Annotated in this window: 17 protein-coding genes; 12 read left to right on the top strand and 5 right to left on the bottom strand. The window is 72.9% G+C overall.

Annotated elements, in window-relative coordinates; all coding sequences use genetic code 11:
* Window positions 1-44 precede the first annotated feature (44 nt).
* Both BLU22_RS05845 and BLU22_RS05840 read left to right on the top strand, forming a co-directional pair.
* The gene (locus BLU22_RS05845) at window positions 45-974 is read left to right on the top strand and encodes a ZIP family metal transporter (RefSeq protein ID WP_090212846.1); all 930 of its coding nucleotides are present in this window, start codon (window positions 45-47) and stop codon (window positions 972-974) included.
* A 2-nt stretch (window positions 975-976) separates the two neighbouring features.
* Window positions 977-1,330, top strand: coding sequence for a cupin domain-containing protein (locus BLU22_RS05840; RefSeq protein WP_090212844.1), 354 nt, complete (start codon window positions 977-979; stop codon window positions 1,328-1,330).
* Here BLU22_RS05840 and BLU22_RS05835 read toward each other — a convergent pair.
* On the bottom strand, window positions 1,327-2,262 hold the full coding sequence (locus BLU22_RS05835) for an alpha/beta hydrolase (RefSeq protein WP_090212843.1): 936 nt from the start codon (window positions 2,260-2,262) through the stop codon (window positions 1,327-1,329). The genes BLU22_RS05840 and BLU22_RS05835 overlap by 4 nt on opposite strands.
* A gap of 110 nt (window positions 2,263-2,372) precedes the next feature.
* On the opposite strand from BLU22_RS05835, the gene BLU22_RS05830 reads away from it, so the two are divergent.
* Window positions 2,373-2,945, top strand: a complete 573-nt coding sequence (locus BLU22_RS05830) for a DUF6436 domain-containing protein (RefSeq protein WP_090212841.1) — start codon at window positions 2,373-2,375, stop codon at window positions 2,943-2,945.
* 14 nt (window positions 2,946-2,959) lie between these two features.
* Complete coding sequence (locus tag BLU22_RS05825; protein WP_231975279.1) at window positions 2,960-3,424, top strand: methyltransferase family protein; 465 nt, start codon at window positions 2,960-2,962, stop codon at window positions 3,422-3,424.
* Between the two features lie 148 nt (window positions 3,425-3,572).
* Here BLU22_RS05825 and znuA read toward each other — a convergent pair whose 3' ends face one another.
* Window positions 3,573-4,670, bottom strand: coding sequence for a zinc ABC transporter substrate-binding protein ZnuA (gene znuA, locus BLU22_RS05820; RefSeq protein ID WP_231975278.1), 1,098 nt, complete (start codon window positions 4,668-4,670; stop codon window positions 3,573-3,575).
* 63 nt (window positions 4,671-4,733) lie between these two features.
* Between znuA and BLU22_RS05815 the strand changes: the two genes are divergently transcribed.
* The 7 genes from BLU22_RS05815 (at window position 4,734) to BLU22_RS05785 (ending at window position 9,850) form a co-directional block, all read left to right on the top strand.
* Window positions 4,734-5,219, top strand: a complete 486-nt coding sequence (locus BLU22_RS05815) for a Fur family transcriptional regulator (RefSeq protein WP_090212840.1) — start codon at window positions 4,734-4,736, stop codon at window positions 5,217-5,219.
* The gene (gene znuC, locus BLU22_RS05810) at window positions 5,216-5,989 is read left to right on the top strand and encodes a zinc ABC transporter ATP-binding protein ZnuC (RefSeq protein ID WP_090212838.1); all 774 of its coding nucleotides are present in this window, start codon (window positions 5,216-5,218) and stop codon (window positions 5,987-5,989) included. Before BLU22_RS05815 ends, znuC begins: the two co-directional genes overlap by 4 nt.
* A gap of 2 nt (window positions 5,990-5,991) precedes the next feature.
* Window positions 5,992-6,780, top strand: a complete 789-nt coding sequence (gene znuB / locus BLU22_RS05805; RefSeq protein ID WP_090212837.1) for a zinc ABC transporter permease subunit ZnuB — start codon at window positions 5,992-5,994, stop codon at window positions 6,778-6,780.
* A gap of 36 nt (window positions 6,781-6,816) precedes the next feature.
* Complete coding sequence (locus BLU22_RS05800; protein ID WP_090212835.1) at window positions 6,817-7,194, top strand: hypothetical protein; 378 nt, start codon at window positions 6,817-6,819, stop codon at window positions 7,192-7,194.
* Between the two features lie 147 nt (window positions 7,195-7,341).
* The gene (locus tag BLU22_RS05795; protein WP_090212834.1) at window positions 7,342-8,349 is read left to right on the top strand and encodes a methionine ABC transporter ATP-binding protein; all 1,008 of its coding nucleotides are present in this window, start codon (window positions 7,342-7,344) and stop codon (window positions 8,347-8,349) included.
* Window positions 8,349-9,017 carry a methionine ABC transporter permease gene (locus BLU22_RS05790; RefSeq protein WP_090212832.1) on the top strand — a complete coding sequence of 223 codons (669 nt, stop codon included), beginning with the start codon at window positions 8,349-8,351 and terminating at the stop codon, window positions 9,015-9,017. Before BLU22_RS05795 ends, BLU22_RS05790 begins: the two co-directional genes overlap by 1 nt.
* A gap of 56 nt (window positions 9,018-9,073) precedes the next feature.
* Window positions 9,074-9,850: a MetQ/NlpA family ABC transporter substrate-binding protein gene (locus BLU22_RS05785; RefSeq protein WP_090212831.1), complete on the top strand. Its 777-nt coding sequence runs from the start codon at window positions 9,074-9,076 to the stop codon at window positions 9,848-9,850.
* 114 nt (window positions 9,851-9,964) lie between these two features.
* Here the strand turns inward: BLU22_RS05785 and BLU22_RS05780 are convergent, their stop codons facing one another.
* Window positions 9,965-11,194, bottom strand: a complete 1,230-nt coding sequence (locus BLU22_RS05780; RefSeq protein WP_090212829.1) for a nucleoside recognition domain-containing protein — start codon at window positions 11,192-11,194, stop codon at window positions 9,965-9,967.
* 165 nt (window positions 11,195-11,359) lie between these two features.
* On the opposite strand from BLU22_RS05780, the gene BLU22_RS05775 reads away from it, so the two are divergent.
* Window positions 11,360-14,029, top strand: coding sequence for an EAL domain-containing protein (locus tag BLU22_RS05775; protein ID WP_090212828.1), 2,670 nt, complete (start codon window positions 11,360-11,362; stop codon window positions 14,027-14,029).
* Window positions 14,030-14,063: 34 nt separating this feature from the next.
* Here BLU22_RS05775 and BLU22_RS05770 read toward each other — a convergent pair whose 3' ends face one another.
* Together BLU22_RS05770 and BLU22_RS05765 are read right to left on the bottom strand one after the other, a co-directional pair.
* Complete coding sequence (locus tag BLU22_RS05770) at window positions 14,064-16,433, bottom strand: penicillin acylase family protein (RefSeq protein ID WP_090216289.1); 2,370 nt, start codon at window positions 16,431-16,433, stop codon at window positions 14,064-14,066.
* 203 nt (window positions 16,434-16,636) lie between these two features.
* Window positions 16,637-17,506, bottom strand: a complete 870-nt coding sequence (locus BLU22_RS05765; RefSeq protein WP_090212826.1) for a DMT family transporter — start codon at window positions 17,504-17,506, stop codon at window positions 16,637-16,639.
* Window positions 17,507-17,766: the final 260 nt, after the last annotated feature.

Below are 17,766 nucleotides of genomic sequence, written 5' to 3'. Positions count from 1 at the left end.
CGATCGGCTCTAATGGAAGTATCTCCGCTGCCGAAGCCGCCGCCATGTCCGACACCCAGACCCTCAACGCCGAACTGCGCAACGCCTGGCTGCTGCAGGCCCGCCAGCACCCGCTGATCGCCGGCGGCCTGCTCGCCGCGCTCAGCGCGCTGCTGGCGCTGCTGCTGGCCGGGATCGCCAACGCCTTCGCCGCCGTCGAGCCGCTCGGCCTGCAGCGCGCGCTGCTCGGCGGCAGCGCCGGCTTCGTCGCCACCGCCGGCGGCGCGCTGCTGGCCATCGGCCTCGGCCGGGTGAGCCAGCGCAGCCAGGACAGCATGCTCGGCTTCGCCGCCGGGATGATGCTGGCGGCCAGCGCCTTCTCGCTGATCCTGCCGGGCCTCGCCGCCGCCGAGACGATCCTCGGCAGCGCGCCGGGCGCCGCCCTGGTGGTGGTGTTCGGCCTGGGCCTGGGCGTGCTGCTGATGCTCGGCCTCGACTACTTCACCCCCCACGAGCACGCCAGCACCGGCCCCTGCGGCCCGGAGTGCGAGCGGCTCAACCGGGTCTGGCTGTTCGTGCTGGCCATCGCCCTGCACAACCTGCCCGAGGGCATGGCCATCGGCGTCGGCTTCGCCGGCGGCGACCTGAGCGTCGGCCTGCCGCTGGCCAGCGCCATCGCCATCCAGGACATCCCCGAGGGCCTGGCGGTGGCCCTGGCGCTGCGCAGCGCCGGCCTGGCGCCGGGCTTCTCGGTGCTGGTCGCCGCCGCCTCCGGGCTGATGGAGCCGCTCGGCGCGCTGGTCGGCATCGGCCTGTCCAGCGGCTTCGCCCTGGCCTACCCGGTCGGCCTGGGACTGGCCGCCGGGGCGATGATCTTCGTGGTGTCCCACGAGGTGATCCCCGAGACCCACCGCAACGGCCACCAGACCCAAGCGACCCTCGGCCTGATGCTCGGCTTCGCGGTGATGATGTTCCTCGACACCGCGCTGGGCTGAGTATGCCGGCCGCCAACCTGTTCCGCCCGCTGCCCGACGCCCGCGGCGGCGAGCGCTTCGACGACCTGCTGAACCGGCCCGGCTGCCGCATCGAGCGCATCGTCTCCCACGGCCAGGCCAGCCCGCCGGGCTTCTGGTACGCACAGGACTGGGACGAATGGGTGCTGCTGCTCGCCGGCCACGCCCTGCTGCGACTGGACGGCGAGCCGGCGCCGCGCGCGCTGGCGGAGGGCGACCACCTGCTGATCCCGGCCGGCTGCCGCCACCGGGTCGAGGCCACCGCGGCGGACCGGCCGACGGTGTGGCTGGCGGTGCATCTCGACGCGCCGGCCCCGCCTGCGCCCGCCGCGTCCTAGGCGAAACGCTCGCCGAGCAGGGCGAACAGGCGCGCGCGCTGGCCCGCTTCCTCGTTGACCAGATGGTGCCGCGCGCCGGGCAGGATCAGCTGCTCGGCGCCGTGGAACTTGTCGGCCAGCACCGCTAGGTTGTGCCGCCAGTCGACGGTCATGTCGGCGTCGCCCTGGATGATCAGCGGCCGCTGCGCCGAGGCCGGCGCCTGCTCGATGCGCGGAATCCAGCGCGCCAGCGCGCCGACCCAGGCGGTGGGCAGCACCTGCGCCTGCAGCGGATCGTGGCGCACGAAATCGAGGAAGGCGGCGTCGCCGGAATTGTCGCTGAAGCGCCGGGCGATCTGGCTGACGAAGGGGTTGAGCAGGTGATAGCCGAGCTTCGAGCGGCCCCAGGCGCGCGGCCGCACCAGCGGCGCGAGCAGCACGCTCTGGCCGATCTCCGGGCGCGGCGCGCCGCCGAGCAGGTAATCCAGCAGGATGGCGCCGCCGGTGCTCTGCCCGAACAGGTGCCAGGGCTGCGGCAGGCCGAGCTGCCCGGCGGCCTCGAACAGCGCGGCCAGCGCCGCCTGGTACTCGGCGAAGTCGTCGATGCTCGCCGGCGCGCCCTCGGACAGGCCGTGGCCGGGCAGGTCGCAGGCCAGCACGGCGAAGTCCATCGCCAGCGCCCAGTCCAGCACATGGCGGTACAGGCCCATGTGGTCGTAGTAGCCGTGCAGCAGCAACAGCGTGGCCCGCGCGCTGTCGCGCCACCAGGCCTGCACCGCCAGGCGCCGGCCACCGGCCGCCACCCAGCCGAGGCGGCTGCGCAGGCCCGGGCGCTGCGCCAGGGCGTAGAAGCGCCGGTAGGCCTGCACCTGCGCGTCGCCCTCGGCCGCCGCCGCGGCGCTCAGCGGCGGCAGCTGCCGGCGCAGCAGTGCGGGATCGAAACTGTCCTGCATGGCGATGCCCCCTTGCCGGCCGATGCGCTGATCGGCCGCTGCCTGCGATCTTCAGACCGGCGCCGCGACATGGCAAGCTGGGCGCCCCTTGGCCGACCAGTTCCACCACCATGTCCGCTTCGCGCCGCAAGACCGTCTTCGTCAGTCTATTCGTTCTGCTCTGGGTGATCGGCCTGGGCAGCCTGTACGCCTGGTATCAGGCCCGCTACATCCGCCCGTTCGGCGAAAGCACCGTGCTGTTCGACGCCGGCGCCCTGCGCCTGCCCGCCGAGCTGGCCGGCAGCGGGACGATCCGCGTGGTGCACCTGTGGGACCCGCCGTGCCCGTGCAACGTCGGCAACCAGCAGCACCTGGCCGAGCTGCTCGACCACTTCGCCGGCCAGGGCGTCGACTTCTACGTCTGGCAGAAACCCGGCAGTCGCGGCCGCCTGCCCGACAGCCTGGGCGCCCTGCGGCCGCTGGCCGAGCTGCCCGGCGCCGAGCGGCTGCCGGCCAGCCCGGCGGTGGCGATCTGGGACCGCGACGGCAACCTGGCCTACGTCGGCCCCTACAGCGAAGGCGCGGTATGCACCTCGGCCAACAGCTTCATCGAGCCGGTGATCGAGGCGCTGCTCGCCGGCCGCCCGCTACAGAGCACCGGCACCCTGGCGGTGGGCTGCTATTGTCCCTGGCAGGACGACTGAACGAGGCCCGCCCGATGCTCGCCACCCTGCACCGCTGGATGCCGCCGCCACTGCTCGCCGCGCTCTGCGCGCTGGGCGGCTGGGCGCTGCACCGCGCCTGGCCCGCCGCCCGCCTCGACAGCGCGACGCTGCGCGGGCTGGCCGTGCTGCTCGCCCTGGCGGCGCTGGGACTGATGCTGGCGGCCGTGTGGACGCTGTGGCGGGCGCGCACCACGGTCGATCCGCTGCATCCGCAGCGCGCCAGCCGGCTGGTCGAAGGGGGCCCCTTCGCCCGCTCGCGCAACCCCATCTACCTGGGCGACGCCCTGCTGCTGCTCGCCTTCGCCCTGTGGCTGGGCCAGCCGCTGGCGCTGCTGGCGCCGCTGCTGTTCGTGCTGCTGATCGACCGCGGGCAGATCCGCGCCGAGGAGCGCGCGCTGCAGCAGCTGTTCGGCGCCGAATACCGCGCCTACTGCGCGCGGGTCAGGCGCTGGCTGTAGGGCGAGCGGGGCATCCGGGGCCGCCGGTGACCCGTCCGCCCGCGTCCGTTGCCGGGCGCAGGGTCGAAAGCCCGCGCAGCGGTTGTCGAGCGATGCCGAGGTATCGCCAGCCCGCGCCAGCGCTGCACGGGCTGGCAGGCTCCGGGCCTCAGAGCCGCTCCAGACAGCCCGCCAGTTCCGCGCCGAGGGTTTCCAGCAGCGTCTCGTAGGCGCCGGCCTCGGGCTTGAGGGCGAAGCCCAGGGCGTCCAGTTCGGCGAGATGCACCGGCAAGCCGGCGCTGAGGGTTTCCGCCAGGCGCGGGCGCAGCGGCGGCTCGCTGAACACGCAGCTCGGCCCGGCGGCCTTGAGCTGCTCGCGCATCGCCGCGACGTGTCGGGCGCCCGGCTGCACCTCGGCGCTCACCGCGAACACTCCGGCGTGGCGCAGGCCGTAGGCCTCCTCGAAGTAGTCGAAGGCCTCGTGGAAGACGAAGAACGGCTTGCCGGCCAGCGGCGCCAGGCGCGCCTTGAGCCGCGCGTCGCTGACCGCCAGGCGCTGCTCGAAGGCGGCCAGGTTGGTCCGGTAGCGCGCGGCGTTGTGCGGATCGGCGGCGGCCAGGTCGGCGGCCATCCGCACGGCGATCAGCCGGGCATTGGCCGGCAGCAGCCAGAGATGGGCGTCGAGGCTGCCGGGGCGATGGGCATGGTCGTGATCGTCGCCGGCACCGGCATGCCCTGCGTGGTCTGCGTGGTCTGCGTGGTCTGCGTGGTCTGCGTGGTCTGCGTGATCGTCGTGATCGTCGTGATCGTCGTGATCGTCGTGATCGTCGTGATCGTCGTGATCGTCGTGATCGTCGTGATCGTGACCAGCCTGCGCGGCGGCGCCGTGCGCGTGCTCATCGGCGTCGGTGTGCCGGTGCTCCTCGCCGAAGCGGCGCAGGTGCAGGCCGGGCAGGGTCTGCAGGCTCAGGGTCGGCGCCTGGCGGCCTTCCAGTACGCGCGGCAGGAAGCTTTCCAGATCGGGGCCGACCCAGTAGAACAGCTCGGCCTCGCCGAGGCGGCGGATGTCCGAGGGGCGCAGCGCGTAGTGGTGCGGCGAGGCGCCCGGCGGCAGCAGCACGTCGGGGCTGCCGGCGCCGTCCTGCACGGCGGCGGCGATCAGCTGCAGCGGCTTGATGCTGGTCAGCACGCGCACCTCGGCCTGCGCCGGGGCGATCAACAGGGCGGCCAGCGCGGCGGCGGGCAGCAGGGAAGACGGACGGAGCACGGCGGACTCTCTCGGTTGGGTAAACGGCTATATAATAACGTCCCTTCGTCCTGGAGTGTCGCCATGACCGCCACACCGCTGGCCTGCCACCCCCACGACCACAGCCACTGCGTGGCCGCCGCCCTGGCCACCGCCGACGCGCTGTGCGCCAGCAGCGGCGCGCGCCTGACCGCCCTGCGCCGCCGCGTGCTGGAACTGGTCTGGCGCAGCCATCAGCCGCTCGGCGCCTACGACATCCTCGGCGTGCTGAGCGCTGAGGACGGCCGCCGCGCCGCGCCGCCGACCGTCTACCGGGCGCTGGACTTCCTGCTGGAAAACGGCCTGATCCACCGCATCGCCTCGCTGAACGCGTTCATCGGCTGCAACCATCCGGGGCAGAGCCACCAGGGGCATTTCTTCCTCTGCCGCCAGTGCAGCACCGCCATCGAGGTGCAGCAGCCGGCCATCGGCGCGGCCATCGCCGCCGCCGCCGGCGAGGTGGGTTTCGCCGTGGAAAGCCAGATGGTCGAGGTGGTCGGCCTGTGCAGCCGCTGCCGGGTACAGCCATGAGCGATGCGCTGCTCCGCCTCGACGGCGTCGGCGTCGAGTTCGCCGGCAACCGCGTGCTGCAGGATGTGCAGCTGGCCCTGGCGCCCGGCGAGATCGTCACCCTGATCGGCCCCAACGGCGCCGGCAAGACCACCCTGGTGCGCGTGGTGCTCGGCCTGCTCGCCCCGCACACGGGCAGCGTCTGGCGCCGCGACAGGCTGCGCATCGGCTACATGCCGCAGAAGCTCCACGTCGAACCGACCCTGCCGCTGTCGGTGCTGCGCTTCCTGCGCCTGGTGCCCGGCGTCGACCGCGCCCGCGCCGAGGCGGCGCTGGCCGAGGTCGGCGCCGCCCAGGTGATCGACAGCCCGCTGCAGAAGATCTCCGGCGGCGAGCTGCAGCGCGTGCTGCTGGCCCGCGCCCTGCTGCGCCGGCCCGAGCTGCTGGTGCTGGACGAGCCGGTGCAGGGCGTCGACGTCGCCGGCCAGGCCGAGCTGTACCGGCTGATCGGCGTGCTGCGCCAGCGCTACGGCTGCGGCGTGCTGATGGTGTCCCACGACCTGCACCTGGTGATGAGCGCCACCGACCGGGTGATCTGCCTCAACCACCACGTGTGCTGCTCCGGGCATCCCGAGCAGGTCAGCAACGACCCGATCTTCCGCCAGCTGTTCGGCCAGGACGCGCGCAGCCTGGCGATCTACCAGCACCAGCACGACCACGCCCACGACCTGCACGGCAGCGTGGTGCTGGCGCCCAAACCCCACGTCCACGGCCCCCACTGCAAGCACTGAACATGCCCGACTTCCTCCTCAACGCCCTGCTCGCCGGCCTCGCCCTGGCGCTGGTCGCCGGCCCGCTCGGCTCCTTCGTGGTCTGGCGGCGCATGGCCTACTTCGGCGACACCCTGGCCCACGCCGCGCTGCTCGGCGTGGCGCTGGGCTTTCTGCTCGACGTCAGCCCGACCCTGGCGGTGACCGTCGGCTGCGTGCTGCTCGCCCTGCTGCTGGTCGCCCTGCAGCAGCGCCAGCCGCTGGCCAGCGACACCCTGCTGGGCATCCTCGCCCACAGCACCCTGTCGCTCGGCCTGGTCACCGTCAGCCTGCTCGACGAGGTGCGCGTCGACCTGATGGCCTACCTGTTCGGCGACCTGCTGGCGGTCGGCTCCGGCGATCTGCTGTGGATCGTCGCCGGCAGCGCGCTGGTGCTGGCCCTGCTCGCCTGGCTGTGGCGCCCCCTGCTGGCGATCACCGTCCACGAGGAGCTGGCCCGCGTCGAGGGCCTGCCGGTGGCGGCGATCCGCCTGGCGCTGATGCTGCTGATCGCCATCGTCATCGCCGTGGCGATGAAGATCGTCGGCGTGCTGCTGATCACCTCGCTGCTGATCATCCCCGCCGCCGCCGCCCAGCGCCATGCGCGCACCCCCGAGCAGATGGCCGGCGGCGCCAGCGTCCTCGGCCTGCTCGCGGTGTGTGCCGGGCTGGCGCTGTCCTGGTATCAGGACACCCCGGCCGGGCCGTCGATCGTGGTCAGCGCCGCCGGGCTGTGCCTGCTGAGCTTCCTGCTGCCGCGCCGGGCGGTGTAGAATTGCTCACTTTGTGAACAGTCCGAGGCTCAAGCCATGACCCTGCCCGCCCTCCGCTGCCTGCCGCTGCTGCTCCTGCCGCTGCTGGCCGCCTGCCAGAGCCAGCCCCAGACGCCGTCCGCCGCCGTGCGCCCGGCGGCCGTGGCGCAGCTCGAGGCACAGGTCGCCGCCGGCGAGCTGGACGCCGCCACCGCCACCTTCCGCCAGCTGCAGCAGGGCCACGACGCCGCGGCCCTGGAGCACTCCCAGCGCCTGCTCGCCGACGCCTGGCTGCAGCGCAGCCAGCAGGCCCTGGAGGCCGGCGACCTGAACGCCGCCACCGCCGCGCTGGCCAATGCCCGCGCCCTGCTGCCGCAGGCGCCGGCGCTGACCAACGGCCTGGGCGGCGCCCTGCAGCGGCCGAGCGAGCGCTGAGCGCCGCCCGGCGCAAGGCAGTCATCCCGTTATATAAATACTTCCCCAAGGAATTTTCTGCGCTAAGCGAAGGCGGCTAGACTGGGCGCCTTCGCCTGGAGCCCGCCCTGTGCGCCGCCTCCACGCCCCCACCCACAAGGTGTTTCCGTGATCCAATTCGACAACGTCCACAAGGCGTACCGGGTCGACGGCCGGGAGATTCCCGCCCTGCACCCCACCAGCCTGCAGATCGGCGCCGGCGAGATCTTCGGCCTGATCGGCCACTCCGGCGCCGGCAAGAGCACCCTGCTGCGCCTGATCAACCGCCTGGAGGAGCCCTCCGGCGGGCGCATCCTGATCGACGGCGACGACGCCACCGCCCTCGACGCCGCCGGCCTGCGCCGCCTGCGCCAGCGCATCGGGATGATCTTCCAGCACTTCAACCTGCTGGCCTCGAAGACCGTCGCCGACAACGTCGCCCTGCCGCTGAAGCTGGCCGGCGAGCTGCCGCGCGCGGCCATCGATGCCCGCGTCAGCGAGCTGCTGGCCCGCGTCGGCCTCGGCGAGCACGCGCACAAGTACCCGGCGCAGCTCTCCGGCGGCCAGAAGCAGCGCGTCGGCATCGCCCGCGCGCTGGCCCTGGAACCGAAGATCCTGCTGTGCGACGAGGCCACCAGCGCCCTCGACCCGCAGACCACCGCCCAGGTGCTGCAGCTGCTCGCCGAGATCAACCGCGAGCTGAAGCTGACCATAGTGCTGATCACCCACGAGATGGACGTGATCCGCCGGGTCTGCGACCGCGTGGCGGTGATGGACGGCGGCACCGTCGTCGAGCAGGGCGCGGTGGCCGACGTGTTCCTCCATCCGCAGCATCCGACCACCCAGCGCTTCGTGCTGGAAGACGAGCACGTCGACGCCGACGCCCGCCAGGACGACTTCGCCCACGTGCCCGGGCGCATCCTGCGCCTGACCTTCCGCGGCGAGGCCACCTACGCGCCGCTGCTCGGCCAGGTCGCGCGCGACACCGGGGTCGACTACAGCATCCTCGCCGGGCGCATCGACCGCATCCGCGACACCCCCTACGGCCAGCTGACCCTGGCCCTCACCGGCGGCGACCTGGACGCCGCCCTGGCGCGCCTGAACGCCGCCGACGTCCACGTGGAGATGCTGCGCTGATGCTGGAGAAACTGCTGCCCAACGTGTTCTGGCCGGAAATCTGGCAGGCCGGCCTCGACACCCTGGCGATGCTCGGCGGGTCCCTGCTGTTCACCGTGCTGCTCGGCCTGCCGCTCGGCGTGCTGCTGTTCATGACCGGCCCGCGCCAGCTGTTCGACCACCGGCCGCTGTACGCGCTGCTGTCCTTCGTGGTCAACGTGCTGCGCTCGGTGCCCTTCGTGATCCTGCTGATCGTGATGATCCCGCTCACCGAGCTGATCGTCGGCACCTCGCTGGGGGTCGCCGGCGCCATCCCGCCGCTGGTGGTCGGCGCCACGCCGTTCTTCGCCCGCCTGGTGGAAACCGCGCTGCGCGAGGTGGACCGCGGGATCATCGAGGCGACCCAGGCGATGGGCGCCAGCACCCGGCAGATCATCGTCGACGCCCTGCTGCCCGAGGCGCGTCCGGGGATCCTCGCCGCGGTCACCGTCACCGCCATCACCCTGGTGTCCTACACCGCCATGTCCGGCCTGATCGGCGGCGGCGGCCTCGGCGATCTGGCCGTGCGCTACGGCTACCAGCGCTACCAGCCGGACGTCATGGCGGTCACCGTGATCCTCCTGCTGGTGCTGGTGCAGGTGCTGCAGAGCGTCGGCGACCGCCTGGTGATACGCTTCTCGCGCAAGTGAATCCGGCCGGGCGGCCATCCGCCGCCCCGCCACCCCGTCCCACAAGGAGCTGAACAATGAAAAAACTGCTGGCCGCGACCCTGATCGCCACCGCCTTCTCCGCCGCCGCCCAGGCCGAGACCCTCAACGTCGCCGCCACCCCGGTGCCGCACGCCGAGCTGCTGGAGTTCGTCAAGCCGATGCTGGCCAAGCAGGGCGTGGAGCTGAAGGTGCGCGTGTTCACCGACTACGTGCAGCCCAACCTGCAGGTGCAGCAGGGCAACCTCGACGCCAACTTCTTCCAGCACCAGCCCTACCTCGACGAGTTCAACGCCAGCCGCAAGACCGAGCTGGTCAGCGTCGCCGGCATCCACGTCGAGCCGTTCGGCGCCTACTCGGTGAAGTTCAAGCAGCTCGCCGACCTGCCCGAAGGCGCCACCGTGGCCATCCCCAGCGATGCCACCAACGGCGGCCGCGCCCTGCTGCTGCTCGACAAAGCCGGGGTGATCCAGCTCAAGGACGACACCAGCATCACCGCCACGCCCAAGGACATCGTCGAGAATCCCAAGGGCATCAAGGTGCGCGAGCTGGAAGCGGCGACCCTGCCGCGGGTGCTCAAGCAGGTCGACCTGGCGCTGATCAACACCAACTACGCCCTGGAAGCCGGCCTCAACCCGGCCAAGGACGCCCTGGTGATCGAAGGCGGCGAGTCGCCCTACGTGAACATCCTGGTGGCGCGCAAGGACAACAAGGACGGCGCGGCCATGCAGAAGCTGGCCAAGGCCCTGCAGAGCGACGAGGTGAAAGCCTTCATCGCCGACAAGTACAAGGGCGCGGTGGTGCCGGCGTTCTGATTCGCCGCCCGCCCCGCACTCTGAACGACGAAGCCCCCGCGATATGCGGGGGCTTCGTGTTTGTGGGGCATGGTTCGCAAGCACGGCAGGCAAGGTGCGTCTCCCCGGCAAGCCTCAGCCGAAGAACCAGTAGCACACCGCGATGGCCGCCAGCACCCCGGCCAGGTCGGCGAGCAGCGCGCAGCCGACCGCGTGGCGGGCGCGCTGGATGCCGACCGCGCCGAAGTACACGGCGAGCACGTAGAAGGTGGTTTCGGTGCTGCCCTGCACGGTGGCGGCGAGCAGCGCCGGGAAGCTGTCGACGCCGTGGCTCTGCATGGTCTCGATCAGCAGCGCGCGCGCCGCGCTGCCGGAGAACGGCTTGACCAGCGCGGTGGGCAGGGCGTCGACGAAGCGGGTGTCCCAGCCGGCCCACTCGACCAGCGCGCGGATGCCGTCGAGGCCGAACTCCAGCGCTCCGGAGGCGCGCAGCACGCCCACCGCGCAGAGCATGGCGACCAGGTAGGGCAGCAGGTTTTTCGCCACCTCGAAACCTTCCCTGGCGCCTTCGACGAAGGCCTCGTAGACCGGCACCCGCTTCAGCGCGCCGAGCAGCAGGAAGGCGAGGATCAGGCCGAACAGGGTCAGGTTGCCGAGCAGCGCGGACAGCGAGGCCAGCGCGACGGCCGACAGCCCGCCGAGAAAGGCCATGAACGCGCCGAGCAGCACGGCGGCGCCGCCCAGCCAGGCCAGCACCACCGGGTCGAACAGGCGCAGGCGCTGCATGAAGGCCACCGCCAGCAGGCCGGCGAGGGTCGAGGCGCTGGTGGCCAGCAGGATCGGCAGGAACACCAGGGTCGGATCGGCGGCGCCCTGCTGCACCCGGTACATGAAGATCGACACCGGCAGCAGGGTCAGCGACGAGGCGTTGAGCACCAGGAACAGGATCTGCGCGTTGCTCGCGGTGTCCGGCCGCGGGTTGAGTTCCTGCAGCGCGCGCATCGCCTTGAGGCCGATCGGCGTCGCCGCGTTGTCCAGGCCCAAGCCGTTGGCGGCGAAGTTCAGGGTGATCAGCCCCAGCGCCGGATGACCGGACGGCACCTCCGGCATCAGCCGGCGGAACAGCGGCGCGAGCAGCCGCGCCAGCACCTCGATCAACCCGGCGCGCTCGGCGATGCGCAGAAAGCCCAGCCACAGGGTCAGGGTGCCGAACAGCACCAGCATCACCTCGACCGACAGCTTGGCCATGGCGAACAGGCTCTCGACCATGGCGGCGAACACCCCGGCCTCGTCGCCGACCAGCCAGCGGCCGAAGGCGGCGATGGCCGCGACGACGAAGAATCCCAGCCACAGGCCGTTGAGCATGATCGATCCCCTTGCGATAGAGCCGGCGATGATAGCGGTGCGGCGCGCCCGCGCGGTAGCGCGCGCGGCCCGGCGGAGCGCGGGCGGCCTGCGACACGCCGCGACGCTTGGAGCGCCGAATCGGCCTGTGGCACCATCGCCCGACAGGATAGCGAAGGAAGTCCCATGGCCCGCATGCCGTTCATTCGCCTGGTGACGCTCACCTACTGCCTGCTGGCACTCGGCTGGATCTTCCTCTCCGACCAGCTGCTGGCGCTGTTCGTCGACAAGGAAGCCATCGTCCGCGCTTCCAGCTGGAAGGGCGCGCTGTTCGTGCTGGTCACCGCCACCCTGCTGTACTTCGCCCTGCGCGCAGTGCCGGCAGCGACCGCCGGCGGCGGTACCGCCTGGCTCGACAACCTGCCCGGCAGCGGTCGCCTGGCCGCGCAGCAGCGCTGGTTCGTCTACCTGTTCGCGGTGCTCATCACCCTGCTGGTCGCGGCGGTGCGGCAGCACTTCGCCGAGGCCTTCGGCGGACGCCCGGTGCTGATCCTGTACATCCTGCCGATCGCCCTCAGCGCGCTGCTCGGCGGCCTGCTGCCGGGCCTGCTGGCCACCCTGGTGGCGACCGCCAGCATCGTCCTCCTGGCCATGCCGCCGCTGCACAGCCTGCGCGTCGCCTCGCAGGCCGAGCTGTTCCAGCTGTACTTCTTCCTGGTCACCGGCGCCGCGCTCAGCCTGATCATCGAGCTGCTCAAGCGCGCCCGCGAGGGCCTGGACTTCCACCGCCGGCTGCTCGACGCCATCGTCACCGGCACCCCCGACGCGATCTTCGTCAAGGACCGCGAGGGCCGCTACCTGCTGGCCAACCGCGCCGCCGCCGAGTTCGTCGGCCAGCCGCCGCAGGCGCTGCTCGGCAAGACCGACGCCCAGCTGTTCGACGCCGCCACCGCCGCGCAGGTCGAGCGCAACGACCGCGCGGTGCTCGACAGCCGCCAGGTGAAGTCCTTCGACGAGCACACGGTCACCCACCAGGGCCGCCAGGTGGTGTTCTTCGCCAGCAAGGGGCCGCTGCTCGACGAGTCGGGCGCGGTCACCGGGCTGTTCGGCATCGCCCGCGACATCACCGAGCGCAAGCGCACCGAACTGGCGCAGCAGGAAGCGGCGGCGGTGTTCGAGGCCAGCTACGAGGCCATCATGGTGCTCGACGCCGCGCGGCGCATCGTACGGGTCAACCCGGCCTTCGTGCGCATCACCGGCTACGCGCCGAGCGAGGCGCTCGGCCAGCGGCCGCAGTGGCTCGACGGCGAGGACGGCACCGACGCTCCGGCTACCGACCTCTGGCGGACGCTACGGGAGCACGGGGTATGGAGCGGCGAGGTGTGGGGCCGGCGCAAGAACGGCGAGCGCTACGCGCAGCTCCTGTCGCTCTCCACGGTGCGCGACGCCGCCGGCCAGGCGCAGCACTACGTCGGCATCTTCTCCGACATCAGCCCGCTGAAGAATCACCAGGCCGAACTGGACCGCGCCGCCCACTACGATCCGCTGACCGGCGCGCCCAACCGCCGCCTGCTCGCCGACCGCCTGGAGCAGGCCATCGCCCGCTGCGCGCGCAGCGAGCACTCGCTGGCGGTGTGCCTGCTCGACCTCGACGGCTTCCGGCAGATCAACGAGCGCCATGGCCACGCCGCCGGCGACGCGCTGCTCAAGGCGGTGGCCGAGAACCTGCGCCAGGTGCTGCGCAGCGACGACACCCTGGCGCGCCTGGGCGGCGACGAGTTCGCCCTGCTGCTCGCCGACATCGAGTCGCCGGAGGACTGCGCGGCGATCCTCGACCGCGTGCTGGCCGCCGTCGGCACCCCGCTGCGCAGCGCCGGCACCCTGCTGCAGACCTCGGCGAGCATCGGCGTCAGCCTCTACCCCGACGACAACGTCGACGGCGAAACCCTGCTGCGCCACGCCGACCAGGCGATGCTGCGGGCCAAGGAGGCCGGGCGCAACGGCTACCACCTGTTCGACCCGGACAACGACCGCAAGGCCCAGGGCCACCGGCGCACCCTGGAGCGCCTGCGCCAGGCCCTGGAGCAGGGCGAGTTCGTCCTCCACTACCAGCCCAAGGTCGATCTCGCCGACAGCCGGGTGTTCGGCGTCGAGGCACTGATCCGCTGGCAGGACCCGCAGCGCGGCCTGGTCGCGCCCGGCGAGTTCCTGCCCTACATCGAGAGCGACCCGGCGCTGGAGCGCGCGCTGGGCGAATGGGTGCTGGAGCAGGCGCTGACCCAGCTCGAACGCTGGCAGGACGACGGCCTGACGCTGGAGATGAGCGTCAACCTCAGCGCCCATCAGCTGATGCACGCCGACTTCACCGCGCGCCTGGACGCCCTGCTGGCCCGCCACCCGCAGGTGCCGCGCGCGCGCCTGGAGCTGGAAATCCTCGAAACCGCAGCCATCGCCGACATGGCGCAGGCCATCGCCGTGGTGCGCCAGTGCACCCTGCTGGGCGTGCGCTTCGCCCTCGACGACTTCGGCACCGGCTACTCCTCGCTCACCTACCTGCGCAAGCTGCCGGTGGACACCCTGAAGATCGACCAGAGCTTCGTGCGCGACATGCTGGTCGACGCCGACGACCGCACCATCGTCGACGGCGTGATCCGCCTGGCCGCCGCCTTCAACCGCCAGGTGATCGCCGAGGGCGTGGAAACCCTCGAACACGCCTTCGCCCTGCACAGCCTCGGCTGCCGCCTGGTGCAGGGCTACGGCATCGCCCGGCCGATGCCGGCCGAGCAGCTGCCGGCCTGGCTGCAGCACTGGCAGCGGCAGAGCGCCTGGCGGGCGCTGGCCGGGCAGGCCTGCTGAGCCCCGGCCGCCGCCGACCAGAGCGCGTCCGCGGTCACGGCCGCAGGCGCAGCACCCCGCGCGTATCGGCGGCGATCTCCGCCGCGTCCAGAAGCATGTTGCGGTAGCCGCCCTGCAGGTAGGCGACGGCCTGGTCGGCGTAGTGGCGGTCGAAGGGGATGCCGCTCTGCCCCAGCGGCGTGCTGGCCAGGGCCTGCTGCGGGGCGGCGAAGTCGATCAGCCGGCGGATCGACGGGCCGTACTCCACCGCCCAGGGCGCCGGGCCCAGGCTGTGGGCCAGGTTGTTGGGCACCTCGCGCCCGCCCGGGGCGGCGAAGGGCCCGGCGTTGAGCAGGCGATCCAGCGGCGCCACGCGGCCCAGCGGGTGCGCGAAGGTCAGGCTGTGGGCGCGACCCCACTGCCAGTCGGCCTCGCTACCGAGGGTCGCGCGCAGGTGCGCCAGGCTGGCACTCCAGGCGCGGGCGAGAATCGCCGCGCGGTCCTCGCGGGCCGCGCTGCGGCGGTCGTCCCACCAGGGCGAATCGGCGGCGCCCGCCAGCCGCGGCAGCGCGCTGTCGATGGCGCGGGTGTCGAGCAGGGCGGCGAAGAACGCCTCGCCCAGCTCGTCGGCCAGCGCCTCGCGGGCGATCTGGTAGGTCAACTGGTTGAACAGCACCGCGGCGCGCGAGTCGAGGCGGTGCGCGCCGTCCCAGGCGCTCAGCTCGTCGAGCAGCGGGCGCTCGGCGGCCGGCACCGCGGCGCGCAGCTCGGCGAGCAGCGGCGCCAGCAGGCGCTGCGGGTAGCCGGTGGCGTCCTCCAGCTGCAGGGCGCGGCTGTGCTCCAGGGTCCAGCCGGCGGCGCGCGCGTCGAGGCGTTCCTGCAGGCGGCGGTGGCGGTCGGCGAGGTTGTAGTAGCCGGGCACCGCCTGCCCCGCCGGCGCCTGGTTGGCCGACAGCACGTAGCCGCGCGCCGGGTTCTCCTCCTGCGGGTTGGCGGCGAACGGCAGGGCGCGCGGGGTGTCGGCGGCGGCGCTGGCGCCGTCGAGGACGAACGCCGGATCGGCGCCGGCCGGGCGCTGCAGCAGCTGCCCGGCGGCCCACCAGGCGATGTCGCCGCGGGCCGAGGCCCACACCAGGTTGAGGCCCGGGGCGTGGATGTCGGCGGCGGCGGCGCGCGCCGCGTCCAGGCGGTCGGCACGGTTGAGGCGGTAGAAGGCGTCGAGGATCGGGTTGTCGGCGTCGAGGAACACCCAGCGCAGGGCCAGCGGCGTCGGCCCGCCCAGCTCGCCGAGGGCATCGTTGATCAGCGGGCCGTGGGGCGAGCGGCGCAGGGTCAGCTCGACCGGCGCGGCGTCCTTCACCGCGATGCGCTCGCGGCGCTGCTCCAGCGCCACCCAGCGCCCGGCGTGCCAGACCTGCCCGGGGTCCTCGGGGTGGACGCGCTCGGCGATCAGGTCCATGTCGTCGTTCTGGAACATGGTCAGGCTCCAGCCGAAGTCGCGGTTGTGGCCGAGCAGGGCGAAGGGGATCAGCGCGTGGAACTGGCCGTACAGCTCGAAACCCGGCGCGCTCAGGTGCGCGCTGTACCAGACCTGCGGGGCGCTGAAGGCGATGTGCGGATCGCCGGCCAGCTGCGGCTTGCCGCTGGCGCTGCGGCGGCCGGCGATGGCCCAGGCGTTGCTGCCCTCGAAGGGGGCGAAGCCGGCGCCCGGCAGCTGCCCGGCCAGCGCGGCGAGCGCCTGCAGGCCGCGCCAGTCGGCCGCCGCCAGCGGCGCGCCGGCGGTGTCGGTGTCGGTGTCGGTGTCGGTGTCGGCGGCGAAGATCGCCAGGTAGTCGGCGCCCAGGTTGTCGCGGATGTGGGTGAGCACCGGCTCGGTGCGCAGCGCGGCGGCGAAGCTGTAGGCCATGTAGCCGACCACGCTGAAGCTGTCCTCGGCGGTGAAGGGCCGCGGGCGGATGCCCAGCAGGTCGAACTCCATCGGCAGCGGACGGCTGGCCTGGAACTGGTTGATGCCGTCCAGGTAGGCCTGCAGCGCCTGCCAGGCCGGGCCGCCGCGCTCGGCGGCGCGGGCGGCCATCGTCCGCGCCCGCTCGTCCAGGCGCAGGGTGCGGAACAGCCGATCGGCGTCGACCAGCGAGGCGCCGAGCACCTCGGCCAGCTCGCCGCGCGCCAGACGGCGCAGCATCTCCATCTGGAACAGCCGCTCCTGGGCATGCAGGAAGCCCAGCGCGCGGTACAGGTCGGCCTCGCTGGCGGCGCGAATGTGCGGCACGCCCTGGCTGTCGTAGGCCACCTCGACCGGCGCGCCCAGTCCGGCCAGCGGCAGCTCGCCGCGGCGCAGCGGCTGCTGGCCGCTGACATACCAGACCGCGCCGGCGACGCCCAGCGCCAGCAGCGCGGCGAGGCCGCCGAGCCAGCGGCGCAGGCGCGGACGGCGGGAAGACGGGGAAGGGGACGGCATCGGCAGGGCTCCGGCGAACGGCAGGGGCGCCTATGGTAGCCGCCCGGCACCGCGCTGGCAGCGGCCGGCGCGCAGCGCGGCCAGCCCGCTGGCACTGGCGATTCCCGGCCAGCGGCGGCTGCGCAGCGCCGGCGGGCTGTCCGGCGAGCACGCGCGTCGGCCGGCGCCTAGCGCGGCCGGCGGCGGGCCTGCAGGGCGGCGCTGAGCAGGCCGCTGGCGATGATCACCGCCATGCCCAGCAGGGCGCCGGGTTCGGGGCGGTGGTCGAAGACCAGCAGGCCGAGCAGCGCGGCGAAGGGAATCTGCAGGTAGCCGAACGGCGCCAGCAGCACCGGTGAGCAGCTCTGGAAGGCCATCGTCAGCAGGGTGTGGATGACCACCGCGAAGGCACCCAGCGAGGCCATCGCCAGCAGCGCGCCGGCCTCCGGCCAGCCGGCCCAGAACCCGGGCAGCAGCAGGCTGAGGCCGGTCAGGCCGATCACCCCGGTACACAGGTTGCTGACCGCCGCGCTGTCGCGGGTGCCGATCAGGCGGGTGAAGATCTGGTACAGCGCGTAGCAGGTCGCCGAGCACACCGGCAGCAGCATCGCCGGGGTCAGCAGCCCGCCGCCGGGGCGGACGATGATCAGCACCCCGGCGAAACCCAGGCCCACCGCCAGCCACTGGCCGAGGCTGGCGCGCTCGCCGAGCAGCGGCACGGCCAGCACCACCACCAGCAGCGGGGCGAGGAACTGCACCGCAGTGGCCTCCCCCTGCGGCAGCAGGCTCAGCGCGGAAAGGAAGAACAGGCTCAGGCCGAGCAGGCTCAACCCGCGCCACAGCTGCAGCGCGGGGCACTGCACGCGCAGCGGCGGCCGACCCCGGCGCGGCCACTGCCAGGCAGCGAGCAGCAGGCTCTGGGTCAGGTAGCGCACCCAGAGCACCAGCAGTACGCCATAGCCGGCGGCCAGGGCCTTGGACAGGCTGTCGAGGCAGGCCAGCAGCAGGGCGACCAGACAGATCAGCAGGATGCCCTTGAGCGGGCGGGTGGCGGACATCGCATCACTCCGGGAAGAAGACGCCGCAAGGATCGCACAGACCTGCAGCCCCGCGCCGAGTCAGCAGCGCAGAGCGGGCGGGACGCGCCCGGCGGCGGGGCCGGACGCTTCCCCGCCGCGTGCCGGGCACAGCCCGGTCCACGCCGCGATTGACCGCCACCGGCAACCGGCGTACCGTGCCCGCGCTCGTCGCCGCCGTGAGGTTTTGTCAGGTACCCAGCGGCCGGTGCCCGTCCGCGCGAACGTCCAGCCGTCTCGCC

The sequence above is a fragment of the Pseudomonas guangdongensis genome (assembly GCF_900105885.1).
In the GTDB taxonomy this organism is placed as follows: Bacteria; Pseudomonadota; Gammaproteobacteria; order Pseudomonadales; family Pseudomonadaceae; genus Geopseudomonas; species Geopseudomonas guangdongensis.
The sequence above is the reverse complement of the archived record's forward strand: the minus strand, read 5'-3'. Positions and strand labels throughout refer to the sequence as shown.